General features: G+C 51.2%; 10 protein-coding genes. 2 read left to right on the forward strand and 8 right to left on the reverse strand.

All coding sequences use genetic code 11. The annotated features are described in order from the left end of the window. Positions 1-551 precede the first annotated feature (551 nt). Positions 552-1,211: a 3-oxoacid CoA-transferase subunit B gene (locus LZP69_RS15505; RefSeq protein WP_234201629.1), complete on the reverse strand. Its 660-nt coding sequence runs from the start codon at positions 1,209-1,211 to the stop codon at positions 552-554. Positions 1,212-1,213: 2 nt separating this feature from the next. Next, positions 1,214-1,933: a CoA transferase subunit A gene (locus tag LZP69_RS15510; protein WP_234201630.1), complete on the reverse strand. Its 720-nt coding sequence runs from the start codon at positions 1,931-1,933 to the stop codon at positions 1,214-1,216. Between the two features lie 257 nt (positions 1,934-2,190). Between LZP69_RS15510 and LZP69_RS15515 the strand changes: the two genes are divergently transcribed. After that, on the forward strand, positions 2,191-3,003 hold the full coding sequence (locus LZP69_RS15515) for a 3-hydroxybutyrate dehydrogenase (protein WP_234201657.1): 813 nt from the start codon (positions 2,191-2,193) through the stop codon (positions 3,001-3,003). Positions 3,004-3,303: 300 nt separating this feature from the next. Here LZP69_RS15515 and LZP69_RS15520 read toward each other — a convergent pair whose 3' ends face one another. Both LZP69_RS15520 and LZP69_RS15525 read right to left on the reverse strand, forming a co-directional pair. Beyond that, the gene (locus tag LZP69_RS15520; protein WP_234201631.1) at positions 3,304-4,248 is read right to left on the reverse strand and encodes an alpha/beta hydrolase; all 945 of its coding nucleotides are present in this window, start codon (positions 4,246-4,248) and stop codon (positions 3,304-3,306) included. Then, positions 4,236-5,417, reverse strand: coding sequence for an MFS transporter (locus LZP69_RS15525; protein ID WP_234201632.1), 1,182 nt, complete (start codon positions 5,415-5,417; stop codon positions 4,236-4,238). Before LZP69_RS15525 ends, LZP69_RS15520 begins: the two co-directional genes overlap by 13 nt. Positions 5,418-5,596: 179 nt before the next feature. Here LZP69_RS15525 and LZP69_RS15530 point away from each other — a divergent pair, with 179 nt between their 5' ends. Beyond that, positions 5,597-9,085 carry a hybrid sensor histidine kinase/response regulator gene (locus LZP69_RS15530; protein ID WP_234201633.1) on the forward strand — a complete coding sequence of 1,163 codons (3,489 nt, stop codon included), beginning with the start codon at positions 5,597-5,599 and terminating at the stop codon, positions 9,083-9,085. A gap of 17 nt (positions 9,086-9,102) precedes the next feature. On the opposite strand, the gene LZP69_RS15535 is transcribed toward LZP69_RS15530, so the two are convergent. From LZP69_RS15535 to queG, 4 genes are all read right to left on the reverse strand, one after another. Next, entirely contained in the window at positions 9,103-9,774 is a 672-nt protein-coding gene (locus LZP69_RS15535) for a response regulator transcription factor (RefSeq protein ID WP_234201634.1), read from the reverse strand. 192 nt (positions 9,775-9,966) lie between these two features. Further along, positions 9,967-12,246: a TonB-dependent receptor gene (locus tag LZP69_RS15540; protein ID WP_234201635.1), complete on the reverse strand. Its 2,280-nt coding sequence runs from the start codon at positions 12,244-12,246 to the stop codon at positions 9,967-9,969. A gap of 172 nt (positions 12,247-12,418) precedes the next feature. After that, positions 12,419-13,423 carry an extracellular catalytic domain type 1 short-chain-length polyhydroxyalkanoate depolymerase gene (locus tag LZP69_RS15545; RefSeq protein WP_234201636.1) on the reverse strand — a complete coding sequence of 335 codons (1,005 nt, stop codon included), beginning with the start codon at positions 13,421-13,423 and terminating at the stop codon, positions 12,419-12,421. A gap of 163 nt (positions 13,424-13,586) precedes the next feature. After that, a complete protein-coding gene (queG, locus tag LZP69_RS15550) occupies positions 13,587-14,771 on the reverse strand; it encodes a tRNA epoxyqueuosine(34) reductase QueG (RefSeq protein ID WP_234201637.1) in 1,185 nt (394 codons plus the stop codon). Between the last annotated feature and the right edge of the window lie 202 nt (positions 14,772-14,973).

Genomic DNA, 14,973 nt, shown 5'->3' on the forward strand with positions numbered 1-14,973 from the left:
TGCGCAGCTTCTAATTTGAACTCTGCACTGAATGTCGGTCTTGTGTTCTTCATTTCTACCACCTTTTTTCCGGAAGTGAGTCTATCACTTCGTCTATTCAGGTGGCCAAATTCACTATGCCACTACAAGGGTAAGCCTCTAGAACAGCAGACACTTTGTAGCATTACTAAAATTAGGTCAACGGTCCAATACCAAGCTGAGCTAGCTTAGTCATGAGAAACAAAGAAAGGGGCAAATTCTTGTTAGATTGAATAGCTGAAAGGCTGGTTAATATTGGCATTGTTGGTACCAGTGACCTTCTAAAACAAGGATGTTTTAGTAGAGCCCTCAGGGAAGCTTCTTTTGAAATCAAGGGGCGGCGTGTCACTGGGGAAACAATGACAATAAACACAGATCTACAATCACTTCCTTAGCTTACTTGGGGTCAAAGCCATCTAGATGATCTTAATGAAAAAGCCTGAGCATCAGGCTTCTCAGGCTTAGTGAAACGCTTTTAGTGGCGACTTAAGTTTATCGACACGGATTTATCGACTTAGGTTTATCAAGACGGATTAATCAAAACGCATCTCAGGCACGTGCTCTGGCACCACAAGCTCGCCAGCGGTGAGCTTGATGATCTCCTCGACGCTGACGCCGGGCGCGCGCTCTAAAAGGTGGAATCTGCCCTCTTTAATTTCGATAAAGGCAAGATCCGTTAGCACCTTCTTAATACATCCCTTGCCGGTTAGCGGCAGGCTGCACTGGGTTAACAGCTTGGACTCTCCCTGTTTAGAGGCGTGAGTCATGGTGACGATAATATTGTCGGCGCCCGCCACTAAATCCATGGCGCCGCCCATGCCTTTGATCAATTTCCCTGGGATCATATAGGAGGCGATATTGCCTTGGGTATCGACTTCGAAAGCGCCCAGCACAGTTAAGTCAACATGGCCGCCACGGATCATGGCAAAGGATTCGGCCGAGTCGAACAGCGCCGCGCCCTTGACCATAGTGACTGTCTGTTTGCCCGCGTTGATCAAGTCTGCATCTATCTCATCTTCGGTGGGAAACTGCCCCATGCCCAAAAGGCCGTTTTCCGATTGCAGCATCACCTCCATTCCTTCAGGAATATAGTTAGCGACCAGAGTCGGAATGCCTATCCCCAGATTGACGTAATAGCCATCCTTAATCTCCTGGGCGACGCGCTGGGCGAGTTGTTCTCTTGAAAGTGCCATGATCACTCCTCTCGATTGCTGTGGGATGGGCGGGTGGTTCTCTGCTCAATGCGTTTTTCGAACTGCCCTTGGATAAGACGATCCACATAGATGCCGGGTGTGTGGATTTCATCTGGATCCAGCTCCCCTGGCGCCACTATCTCTTCCACTTCGACCACAGTGATCTTGCCTGCGGTGGCGGCTAATGGATTGAAGTTGCGCGCCGTCTTGCGAAAGACCAGATTGCCATAGGTGTCGGCTTTCCAGGCTTTGACTATGGCAAAGTCGCCTTTTATCGCCTCTTCGAGTATGTAGTGGCGGCCGTCGAACACCTTGACCTCTTTGCCATCGGCCACATCTGTGCCATAGCCTGTGGCTGTGTAGAAGGCGGGAATACCGGCACCTGCGGCGCGCATCTTTTCAGCCAGAGTGCCCTGAGGAGTGAGTTCGACTTCAAGTTCGCCCGACATCATCTGGGCCTCAAAAATCGCGTTTTCACCCACGTAGGAGGCGACCATCTTCTTGACCTGTTTATCGACCAGTAATACCCCCAAACCATGTTCAGTGGTGCCACAGTTGTTTGAGACGATTGTCAGGTCTTTAGTGCCTTTGCGTTTGATCTCATTGATCAAGTTTTCCGGTATGCCACATAAGCCAAAGCCACCGGCTATGACTGTCATGCCATCTTCCAGTCCCGCCAGTGCCTGCGCGTAACTGCTGACGACTTTATTTAATCCAGACATGAGTTTCTCTCTTATGATCCTTTTTCAGGATCAGGTGTTATGGATCAGTTGTATGAATCGGTTTTATGAATAAGCGAGTGGTTTTTACTATTACCTAAAAAGCGCTGGGCTCCTATGGTACTAAGGTGCCAATTCAATCCAGGGGCATTTGTTTTACTCTTGTTTAATCAAATGGTGTTTTTGAAATGGGCCAAGAATGCTCAAACGAATCAAAGCACTGAAAATGAATAATGCATAAGGGGATTGAGATGGCCGAGATGTCAGGTGAAAGAGCGCTGATCCAAGCGGGAGTGGCCGGTAAGGTGGGGCTGATCACAGGCTCCACCAGTGGCATAGGTCTGGCGACGGCCTATGTGTTGGCCGAGCAGGGCTGTCATCTGATCCTGCACGGCCTGATGTCTGACAGCGAGGGCCAGGCGCTCGCCGCCGAGTTCGCCGAGAAATACCAGATCAAAACCTTTTTCAGTAACGCCGATTTAAGGGATGCAAAGAGCATCTATGAGTTTATGGAAACAGCCGTCGCTAAGCTCGGCAGTATTGATATCCTGGTGAATAATGCCGGTATTCAGCATACCGAAAAGGTGAGTGATTTCCCCGATGAGAAGTGGAACGACATCATAGCCATCAACCTCTCTTCTGCGTTTCATACCATAAAGAAAGTGGTTCCTGGCATGGCCGACAAAGGCTGGGGGCGCATCATCAATATCGCCTCGGTGCATGGTCTGGTGGCCTCGGTAAATAAATCGGCTTACTGCGCCGCCAAGCATGGCATAGTGGGTTTGACTAAGGTGGTGGCGTTGGAATGTGCTGAGATGGGGATCACTGTCAATGCTATCTGTCCCGGCTGGGTCGATACGCCGCTGATCAACAAGCAGATAGAGTCGATAGCGAGCGATCAGAACCTGAGCTATCAGCAGGCGAAATACAAGCTGGTGACTGCCAAGCAGCCCCTACCCGAGATGCTCGATCCCCGTCAAATAGGTGAGTTTGTACTGTTTTTATGTGGCCATGCCGCCCGTGGCATAACGGGTGCATCTCTGCCCATGGACGGCGCCTGGACGGTGCAGTAACCCATTTTGAGATTTAGTCCTCGATACAGGTTATCGATGGCCTAGATTAATTTCTCCTTCAGTTGGGTCTTTGCCCAAATCTCAAACTGAGATTTGGGCTTTTTTATGCGCCTTATTTTGCAGAGCGGGAAAGTGGATGATGGTGTATGGAGAAGATGCAGCTTTGGAGTGATTAAGCGCAAGATATAGGTTTGGAGTGATTAAGCGCAAGATATAGGTTTGGAGTGATTAAGCGCAAGATATAGGTTTGGAGTAGCGCGCTTGGTGTTTAGTCTTAGCGAGCGCGCTTGATGTTAGGGGCTAGCGATTTGCCATAAAACGGGCAATCTGCTGGTAAGTCGTCTGACACTCCTCAGTCACCAGATCATGCAGCAGCATATATGCGTGGATCATGCCATCGAACTGATGATGTTCGACCGCAACGCCCGCCTGGCTAAGCGCCTTGCCATAGGCAATACCTTCATCCCTTAAGGGGTCGCATCCTGCGGTAAAGATAAGTGTTTTTGGTAGCTTATCGCTGATGGGGCCAAACAGGGGGGAGGCTTGTCTGATATAGGTCTCATCCCTGATCTTATCGTGGAAATAGTGCTCGAAGTACCAGCGAACCCGGGTCGCCTCAAGCAGAAAGCCAGTGCCATTGCTCTCGATAGAGGCTGAGCTCATGGTGTAATCCACGCTGGGGTAGATCAAGATCTGCCTTTCGATCTTAAGCTCTGGCTTGCTCAGGCTGCGCATGCTCAGACTGCTGCAGATGGCGCCGCCGGCGCTGTCGCCTATTATGGTCACGCTGTCAGTGTGTTTAACCTCTGTCAGCAGCTCGCTGTAATGGCTGAGGGCGTACTCACAATCATCCACCCCGGCGGGGTAGGGATATTCAGGTGCCAGGCGGTAATCGACCGAGATCACCACACAGTTGGCTTTGGCCGCAAGGTGGCGGCAGATGGGGTCGTAGAGGGCAATACTGCCGCACATGTGCCCACCGCCATGAAAATGCAGTATCACAGGCAGGGCTTGATCAGGCGATGGGCTGTAGATCCGCGCTGGGATCTCCCTGTCCTCAAGCTGCCAGCCACTGTCGCGCACATAGGCAAGCGGGACAGACTCTGTCATCAGGGCGCCGAGTTTATTGAGGTTTTCTCGGGCAAGCTCTGGACTTGGCTGAATGTTATTTTCCCGAGCCAGTGCCAGGGTGGCGTTGGCCTGTTTCAGAAAGTCTGTCAGTTTAGGTGAGACTATGCCTCGCATGGGGTCAACTCCTCTTTTTCACCCGTTTCGGGGAGCAGGTAACTGCCGATAAAGACGCTGCAGCTCAGAATGCTGATCAGGATAAAGGAGGCGGTATAGCCACCATTGAGATCCACAAGCTTACCAAAGATCCAGAGCACCAGAGTCGATACCAGATAGCTGATGGACCAGAACAGGCTGAACACCACAGTGATCTTCTGCCCCGTCATCTCCTTTAGCTCATGGGGAATCGACACCAGCGCCGTAATGGGGAAAAAGATGAAGAAGCCCAGCACTATGGCCGACACAGTTTGCAGCCAAGGATCTGTGCTGAAGGTCAGTCCGAGTATGGTGATAAAGATGATGATGCCGCTGAGGCGGATCACAGGCAGTCGCAGGGGTTGTTTGCGGCTGTAAAGAATGCCGGCGATAGTGCCAACTATGCCAAAACCGATAACCCATTTACTCTGGCTGATCCCCGCCTGAGGATAGAAGGTAAACAGACAGATGTAGAAAGAGAGCAGCCCGGAATAGGTGAGCGCATACACCCAGTTAAATCTGTCTTTTAATCCATCCAGATAGCTGTAGCTGGCGATGTTGGTGCTGGCGTCGCCTTGCTGCTGCGCCGTCTCCTGGTGCTGAACCAGCAGCCAGAGCAGGGCGAGCACTAAACTGGTGGCGGAGAAGAGGATAAGGCTGGTCTGCCAGCCGCCAGTGAGCTGATTGATGGCAGGCATGCCCCACAGCACAATAGCGGTGCCCACATTAAAGGCGACCGCGTTGATGCCGTTAACCACAGGGCGTTCCTCTGGGGTGAACCACTGCATCACAATCGGATTGAAATAGACAATCATAAAGGCGCCGCCTAATCCCATCAGGAAGCGACTGAGCAGCAGTAGTTCATAGTTGGGGGCGTAAGGTGTGATAAGGCCGCTGACTATCAGCAATGCGGAGACAAAAAACGCGTACTTGACCCCAAATTTCAGGGTGAGATAGGCGGCGCAGAAGGTGCCGACTATCTTGGCAAAGGTCACGGCGCCGCTGATTAAACTGGCTGAGGCGAGACTGTCTATCTGCATCGACAGCATTATCTTGTCCATGCTGGCTGTGCCGCCGACCCAAGCCATGGCGAACAGGACATAGCTAGTAAAGACCAGGCCTTCGACTAGATACTTATTGGTAATTTTCATTGTGAGATAGCTCAATTAACCTGAAAGTGGACACTGAAAACTAGGTTATCCCAAGCCCCTGCAGAAAGAAGTACTACCTTAGTGCACTCCTCGAATCAAAACGTTTAACAATACTTTATCATTTTGTTTACCTGGTGTAGTTTGGACAGATAAGAATAATGATAATTTGAGGCTTTCCCTTGCTTGCCTGGCTCTCTGTTGATACTTGGTTGATCACTTTTATCTCTATCGCTTACCTTGCTGTGCTCTTTGTTGTGGCGCAGTGGGGGCAGAATCAGCACCTGAGTCGCTGGCGTCATCGCCCCTGGATCTACAGTCTTTCCTTGGGGGTCTGCTGCACCACTTGGGCCTTCTATGGCACGGTCGGTCAGGCGGCGACCACAGGTGCCTGGCTGGCGCCCATCTATATAGGCTCGGTTCTCTGTTTCGTGTTTGCCTGGCCGCTTTTACTGCGCAGCTTAGAGATAATCAAGAGCCAAAACCTCACCTCCATTGCCGACTTTATCGCCTGTCGCTATGACAGATCCCAGAAAATTGCCGCCAGTGTCGCCATTATTTCCATGCTGGGCACTATTCCCTATATTGCGCTACAGCTTAGGGCGATCAGCACCTCCTTTGACTTAGTGACAGGCACCTATCAGTCGGGGATCAGCACGGCCTTTGTGGTGACCATAGTGCTGATCCTCTTTAGTATTCTGTTCGGTACTCGACAACTGGCGGCCAATAAACATAATCCCGGCTTAGTGCTCTCTATCGCCTTTAGCTCAATAGTGAAACTCTTTGCTTTGACTGTGGTGGGAATTTTCGCGACTTTTTATGTGTTCGATGGCTTTAGCGATCTGCTGGCGCAGAGCCAGAGTCTGCCTAAGGTTGAGCACAGCGGCTCACTCTATCTCACCCTGTCACAGGTGCTGCTGGGCGCGATCACCATCTATGCCTTGCCCCAGGAGTTCCACATGATGATGATAGAAAATCATCATAAGAAGGAGCTTAAGCTGGCGCGCTGGCTGGTGCCTGCCTACCTGCTGTTGATCAATGTGTTTGTGCTGCCTATTGCCCTGGCAGGACAGCTCACCTTTCCCGGCGGCAGTGTCGATGCCGATACCTATGTGCTGACCCTGCCGCTGTTTTATCAGCAGGCCTGGTTAGGCGTGCTTGTGTACATAGGCGGGCTTGCGGCGGCCACCGCCATGGTTATCGTGGCGGCGATTGTACTCAGCACTATGATCTCCACTGAGGTGATCACCCCGCTGCTGCTGCGCTTTCCCCGTTTTGGCACACAGCAAACGCCTCAGCTGGCCGGTGTGCTGCTTAATCTTAGGCGAGTCTCCATTGCAGTGATCCTGCTGTCGGCCTTCGGTTTTGAGCGTTATATCGATCAGCAGAATCATCTGGCCTCTATCGGCTTGTTATCCTTTGTCTTGTTATCTCAGTTTGCTCCTGCGGCTGTGGGCGCCCTCTATTGGCGCCGGGCGACAACCCAGGGCGCTTTTATCGGCATGCTGGCAGGCAGCCTGGTCTGGCTCTACACCTTGCTTTTGCCCTCCACCTTTCCTTATGCCGATTGGGTCATTTCCGGCCCCTTGGGGCTGACTTGGTTAACTCCGACGGCGCTCTTTGGTTTGAGCGGCCTGGACATTATCTCCCACGGCGTGTTTTACAGTCTGGCGGTGAATGTCGGCTGTTTTGTGCTGATCTCCCTGATGCGACAAAACAGTGTCGGCGAGATGCTGCAGGCGGATCTGTTTGTAAATAGCAAGCAAGTGTTGCTGGAGCGGGATCTGTCGGTCGAGGATCTCGCCAGTTTGCTACAGCGCTTTATCAATAAAGAGGAGGCCGATGCCCTGTTAGCCAGGGCGCGGGAGACTGGCCCCCAGGCGAGTCTGGATAAGCTGGTGGAGCATACTCGTCTGAAACTCTCAGGCGTCTTGGGCTCGGCTTCGACCCGCATGGTGATGAAGGCGGTGTCGCGATCTCAGGTGCCTCTGGAAGATGTGGTCAGCATAGTGGATGAGGCGAGCCAGATTTTCGAGTTTAACCGCGAGTTGCTGCAATCCGGGGTGGAGAATATCGAGCAGGGGATTAGCGTAGTGGACGCCGATATGCGTCTGGTGGCCTGGAATCGCCGTTATATCGAGCTGCTCGATTATCCTGCCGGCTTTGTGAAGGCGGGTATTCCGATAGAAAAACTGCTGCGCTACAACATAGGCCGCGGCATCATAGTGGGAAATGAGGATCATGAGTTGGTGGAGAAGCGCCTCGCCCACATGCGCTCGGGCAGTGCTCATCACTTTCAGCGCACCATGCTCGATGGCAGGGTGCTGGAGATCCGTGGTCAGGCCATGCCGGGCGGCGGCTTCGTCAGCACCTTTAGCGATATCACAGACCATATCGAGGCGGAAAAAGCCCTGCAACTGGCCAACGAAACCTTGGAGAAACGGGTGGAAAGCCGCACCCAGGAGCTGGCAAAAGCCAAGGCGGAGGCGGAGGCGGCCAACAGCAGTAAGACACGTTTTCTGGCGGCGGCCAGCCATGATCTGATGCAGCCTTTTAATGCGCTGACCCTGTTTACCGACATGCTCAAACAGCGGGCCAATACCGCTGAGGTGAAAGATCTCGCGGTCCATATTGAGGACTCACTCAATGTGGTGGAGAGTCTGCTGTCGGATCTGGTTGAGATCTCCCGACTCGATGGTCATTCGCAAAAGACCGAGGTGGGTCAGTTTGCCATCGACGAGATTCTCTCGACCCTGGTCAATGAGTTTAAGGCCTTGTCTTCCTCGCAGGCGATCGATTTCAGTTATCAAACCAGCTCCTGTTTCGTCAAAAGCGATCAGCGTCTGCTGCGCCGTATCATTCAAAATTTCCTCTCTAACGCCTTCTATTACTCACCTGCCGGAGAGAGCAAGGCGCAGTATCGTTCCCGCGCTAATGCAATCGGGCAACTTGAGGCGGATAGCCGCTTCGTGCCTCAGGTATTGCTTGGGGTGAGGCGGCGAAAAGATTCGGTCGTTATTCAGGTTTGGGATAATGGTCCTGGGATCCCACAAGATAAGCAGCAGGCGATTTTTGGTGAGTTTGAGCGCCTAGAGCAGACCCGGGATATTCCGGGTCTGGGGCTGGGGCTCGCCATCTGCGATCGCATCGCTAAGCTGCTGGGGGTGACAATTTCACTGCATTCAGAGGTGGGCAAGGGCACTTGTTTCAGCGTCGAGGTGCCGCGTATTCATGGGCTGGCGAGACAGACCAATGTGGTGAAATTGCCTGTCGATGAGGAGCTGGAGCAATCTGCGCTCAATATCCGCGTGCTTGTGATAGACAACGATGAGCTGATGCTCAAAGCCATCTCATCTTTGCTCAGTGACTGGGGCTGTGAGGTACTTGCGGCGAGGGATGAGCAGAGTGCTGCGCGGCTGCTTGAGGATGGCCTGGCGCCCAAATTGATCATCGCCGATTATCATCTCGATGACGATCATAATGGTGTCGCCTTAGTGCAATCTCTACTGAGCCAGGCGGCCTGTTTTGCTAAGGCTAAGCCCATGTGTATTATCTGCTCGGCCGATCCCTCAGAGCGGGTGCGGCAGCATACCAGTAATGCCAAGTTTAATTTTGTGCGCAAGCCGCTCAAAGGGATCTCGCTAAAGCGTCTGGTGAAGCAGCTGGCCTAATGGTGAAGAGCGGGAGATCAGGCGCTGATCTCCTGTTTATCATTGGAAGTGATCATGAGCTGCTGAAACACCAGCCCTGCCTGAGTCCGGTTGTAGACCTCAAGTTTGACTAAAATCGCCGACACATGTTTCTTTACCGTGGTCTCTTTGATATTGAGATCATAGGCTATCTGTTTGTTTAAACGGCCATTGGCTATGCTGGCCAGCACAGTATATTGCTGCGGTGTCAGCTGGGCGAGCTGCTTGGCTAAGCGTTGATGTTCGGCGGCGGTCTGCTGATCTACGCTGATATCTGTGTGCTGAGGCAGCCAGACTTCGCCATCGAGAACGGTTTCTATGGCCGAGCTTATCTCGCTGAGATTGGCGGACTTGGGGATAAAGGCGCTGGCGCCTAAGTTAATCGCCTTGCGTATGATCTCGGGTTGATCGTCCGATGACACCATGATCACCACAATATCGGGAAAATGATTCTGCAGCAGGGTTAACCCTGTAAAACCGTCATTGCCTGGCATGTGCAGATCGAGGAACACAATTTCAATGGATGGGTTCTGTTCAATCAGGGTAATTAAATCTGAGAAGTTTTCTGCTTCTAATATATCAGTGCTATTAAAATTTTTAATTACCGCCTGAGTCAATGCCGTTCTAAATAATGGATGGTCATCGGCAATAGCCACTTTTATGTTAGACATTATCAGCTCCATTTAAATAGTCTGCTACCAGTGTAAGCTTATTAAAAATTAATTCCATAAGATATCTGTTTTGAGTGTGGATTTAAAATAAAAATCATTAAATAAAAAGTTTTTAAACCAAATGTCTTCAAATAAAAAGCCAGCTCAATAATTAAGCTGGCTTTCGTTTTTTCTCTATTTAATCGCTATCAATTAAAAGGTATAGCCCAGTGTCAGCGAGATGGTTTCTGGGTCGCCGTAATAACCGATCAGGGTATTATCACCACCTAGGCCAGGAATATAGCCGCCGCTACCGTCTGGAGTCACGAAGGCGTAGTTACCTACTAGGTACTCTTCGTCAGTGACGTTTTTCCAGTGCAGACCCGCGTTCCAGTGACCATCGTTGCTGTACCAGTTCAGGCTCAGGTTCAGCAGGCCATAGCCATCCTGGCTAAGCAGGTTGTCCACCACCGCGAGATCATAATCACCGCGGTAGTAGTAGTTACCATTGGCAACGAAGCTACCGATATCTGTATCTAAGGTGTAGTTGAAGCCGACATTGGCCGTGGTATCCGGCGTATTGGTAATGGTATAGGTATCGCTGATATCTGTCTTATTACCGCTGGCGTCATAGGAGATCACCTCTTCAAATGAGGCGTCGATCAAACCTAGGCTGGCAAACAGGTTGAGCGAATCTGTGGCGGCAAACTCGACATCCAGTTCCAAACCGCTGGCGGTTGAGGTACCGATATTACCTAGACGCTGGTTAAGATCGGCGGCATCGGCACCTGGCAGCACTGCCACAAACTGTCTGTCTTTGTGGTTAAGGTAGAAGGCGGTGGCGTTAACTCGTAGATTATCGTTCCACTCACTCTTGATACCTAATTCAAAAGAATCAACCACTTCTGGATCTACTGCTGGCTCTGGGCCTGTTGCTCTAGGGTTGAAGGTACCTGATTTAAAGCCCTGAGAGTAGCTGGTAAACAGCATCATATCTTCGGTTAACTGGTACTCTAAGCCGACACGTGGCGTTAGGCGTGACCAGGTCTCTTCATCATCCAGTACGGTTGGGATGCTGGCGCTGATCAGGTTTTCGTCGCGAACAAAGCCTGGATACCAATCGGTTTCTGGGTAGATGCTATCGAAGATGACGCCATTGTTGACTGTCGCTTCTTTGGTTTCGCGGGTGTAACGTGCACCCAGTGTCAGTGACAGCTTTTCGGTAATGTCGTAAGAACCCTGAGCGTAAGCAGCATAGCTTTCGCTGTTGTTACAACCGCTGACTTCACGGGTCAGACCACCCAGAGACTTAAATGCCTCTTCGAGGATGGCATCGAACACCCCGCAAGAGTCGCCCTTGAAGTAGTAGACACCACTGACCAAGGTCAGATCGTCACCGACATAGTTCAGTTGGAACTCCTGACTTATCTGCTCATCTTCATAGATGGCGGGCACGTCGAAGATACGCAGGCTAGTGTTATCGAAATCGATATTGGTGGGCGAGTAGCTTTCGCGTGATGCGCTCACTGATTTTACTGTCCAGTTGTCATTGATATTGTATTCGGCGGTTAAGCTCCAGCCTTCTGTCTCTACCTTGTTCCAGGTTGGCATACTGGTGTAAGAGTCATATTTGCTGTCAGGTACTGGGGCATTGGTCAGCAAGCTTGGCAGGATACGGTAACCACCCTTGGCATTGGATTCATCTTCTGTCTTGTCATAGGCGAGACGGAAAAACAGATCGTCTGTCGGCGTGTATTCGAGGCTGATACGACCGGCTAACACATCCTTGTTGTAGTTTTCCTTATCCTGACCTGGCAGTGCAGAGGTGAGGAACTCACCATAGCCATCGCGGTTGAGGCTGGCAACGGCAAAGCCGACATAAAGCTGATCGCTGATAATGGGATACTGACCCGCTATTTTGAGATCTTTTTGGGCGTAGCTACCGACTGTGCCCTGGATGCTGAGTTCGGCATCGCCTGTCATCTTCTTGGTGACATATTTTATCGCACCGCCTATGGTGTTTTTCCCATAGAGGGTACCCTGAGGGCCACGCAGTACTTCGACGCGCTGCACATCCAGAATATCCAGTACCGCACCTTGTGGGCGGGCAACATAGACGTCATCGATATAGATACCTACGCCAGGATCGTAACCCCAGAGCGGATCTTCCTGGCCCACACCGCGAATAAAGGCGGTAAGGGTGGAGTTGGTGCCGCGGCTGGTTTGCAGCGTAGTGTTAGGGGAGAACTGTTGTACTTCAGTCATCACACTAATACCGCTGTTATTCAGGTCATCGCTGCTGATAGAGGTCACAGCCACGGGCACATTTTGCAGACTCTCGGCTGTTTTACGTGCTGTGACTTCGATGCGTTCCAGACCGGCTAGTTTCTGGCCTTCGGTGTTGTTTTCTTCCGCTGCAAACGCCTGTGGCGTTAAAAGTGCTGAGGAGACAGCCAAAGCGATGCAACTGAGTTTTATTTGTTTGTGATTCATAACAGGTTCCCTGTTGTAGTATTTATTTTAAGGTTAATTTTTTACTACTACTTATTGTTCACATTGACTCTATAGTAACTTTAACAAATATGAATCGGTACTATAGTAGTATGTGTTATTTAAATCCGTGTTTTTAATGCTGTTTATCTATTCGTTTTTATTTTTTTTGGTGTTATAACTGCCACTTTTTAATAGTTTCAACCATGGTGCTTATCGGGCTGTTAATTAAAAAGTCTGTCTCGGTTCCACCATTTTTAATATCTTGGTTAACCGAAATACCATGATTCATATTATTTATTTCAACCAATAATATATCCGTTGAATTGACACTGTTCTTCCAGAGACTCTGCTGATAACCCTGATGGGGTGTTTTAGTTTCTAAAGGCTCAGCCTGGGTTAATTCGGCCCAATATTGTGCCAGTCTCTGGGAGTTTACTGGATTGACCACAGTATCCTTGAGCCCAGTCCAGATGATGAGCGAGGGCCAGCCCTGGCGTTTGGGGTGCAGACGTTTGGCATAATCGACCAGCTCATGATTAGTCTCTGCCGGCCCAGACTTCATGCAGGAGATGGCTTTGGTCAGGTTATCGGCGCAGGGATAGGTCAGGCCCGCGATTATGGCACCTGCCTCAAATTGATCCGGGTAGTTGATCAGCAGGGCGCTGGCCATGGCACCACCGGCCGAGAGGCCAATCAGGTAAACCTGTCTGGCCTGAAGTTGCTCCTGGGTCTTGGCTATCATGTTTTTGATAGAGAGCATCTCGCCGCTATCTTGCTGGGTATCCTGATTTGAAAACCAGTTAAAACAAGCTTTTACATTATTCTCATAGCTCTGCTGCGGTACCAGTACGGCAAAGTGATGGCTCGATGCTAGGGCGGTGAGACCACTCTTGTCAGCCAGAGTCACGCCCTCCTGAACACAACCGTGCAGCAGTACGACCAGGGCGCGGTTATCATATTTTTCCGGTACAAAATAACGGGCCGTCAGCTCACCTGGGTTGTCGCCAAAATCTGTCAGTGCCTGATAGGCTTGATTTGGCGCTTCAGCTTGAGGCTCTATATTGGTATTCGCATGACTTGGGCTGGCGATCAGAATAAGCAGACTGGTCAGCAGCCACAGGCCGAGAAGCCAGGCAGAGGTCAGTTTTCTGCTTCTGTGGTAAAAAAGCTTATGCATGGTTCACTCTTTCAAATGGGTCATAGTGTGAACTTGCGAGAATTTACCCTTAGCAGCAATAGCACTTTAGGCCCATAACTAAGCCATTGATTTTATTTGATCTGACTATCAGTCAGTTGAATCTAACCGCAGGACGGCAAGGATTAGATGTTAGTGTGAGGGGTTAAGCGTCACGGGCAAGCCCCTTGGTGACAGTGCGTATCACCCTTTGAGTCTTGCGGTTGGGGAGCGGCTCAGGCGCCTCCGCCTGCTGTTTTTGCTGTTGCACAAGAGCCCAGTCGATATGCTCGGCGACTAAGGCATCGACCTGTTCGCGCCTGGCTTTCAGGGCGGTTACTATCTCATCGGAATAGGGGGCGTTGCCTAGTGCCACGGCGATATTTCTCAGCCAGCGTTGATAACCTATGCGGCGAATGGCGCTGCCCTGGGTAAGCTCGAGAAACTCAGTTTCACTCCAAGCAAACAGCTCCAGCAGTTTTGGCTGCTTGAGTGAGTCGCGGATATGAAAATCGCTTTCCTGGGTCAGGGGCGCCTGACTATTTACCGGGCAGACCAGCTGACAGTCATCGCAGCCATAGATGCGGTTGCCTATAGCGCCGCGCAGCTCGACCGGGATGGCGCCTTGAAGTTCTATGGTGAGATAGGAGATACATTTGCTGCCATCGACCACATAGGGCTCGACTATGGCGCCTGTGGGGCAGGACTTGATGCAGGCCACGCAGCTGCCGCACTCCTCGGTCACGGGAATATCCACGGGCAGTGGCAGGTCAATCAGCAGTTCGCCGATAAAGAACCAGCTGCCCGCTTCACGGCTGAGCAGCAGGCTGTGTTTGCCTGTCCAGCCAATGCCAGCCTTGTCGGCCAGGGGGCGCTCAAGTACGGGTGCTGAATCCACAAAGGGGCGAAAGTTGGGTTTATCAAGCCCCAGGGATTCGAGTTCGGCTTCAATCTGCTGACCGAGATTTTTGAGTCGATTACGCATCAATTTATGGTAATCACGGCCGCTGGCATAGCGTGAGATATAGGCTAAATTGGGATCCCTTAAGTGGGTGGCAAATTCGGCCTGGGGCGGCAGGTAATCCATTCTGGCGGCGATCACCCTCAGGGTTCCCGGATGCAGCTCCTGTGGCCGAGCGCGCATCATGCCGTGGCTGGCCATATAGTTCATCTCGCCGTGATAGCCTTTATCCAGCCAGGCCTGCAGCCTGGGCTCTTCTTGGGTTAGATCGGTATCGCAGATGCCTATTTGGGCAAATCCCAGCGCCTTGCCCCACTGTTTTATGTTCACGGCGAGTTGCTGTAGTGCGGCGGCGCTTAATTGAGGTGAGGCTTTGGATCGGGTCATCATGGGAAATTATAATCAAAAGGCTTTTCATAATAGCAGCTATAGTAGAACAACTGAACCTTGTCCCTGATGGCTCAGAGCTCTTGCCATTTCAGTTGGAATTAACCCCCTCATCTGCCACAACTTTTGCTTTTACGCTTCAGTGCGGGTATAACGTCTGCGGCCGTTTGCCCTGACAATGGAGTGTAAAGTGAAAAGATTATTG

Origin of the sequence: Shewanella sp. AS1 (assembly GCF_021412565.1) — a bacterium.
In the GTDB taxonomy this organism is placed as follows: domain Bacteria; phylum Pseudomonadota; class Gammaproteobacteria; order Enterobacterales; family Shewanellaceae; genus Shewanella.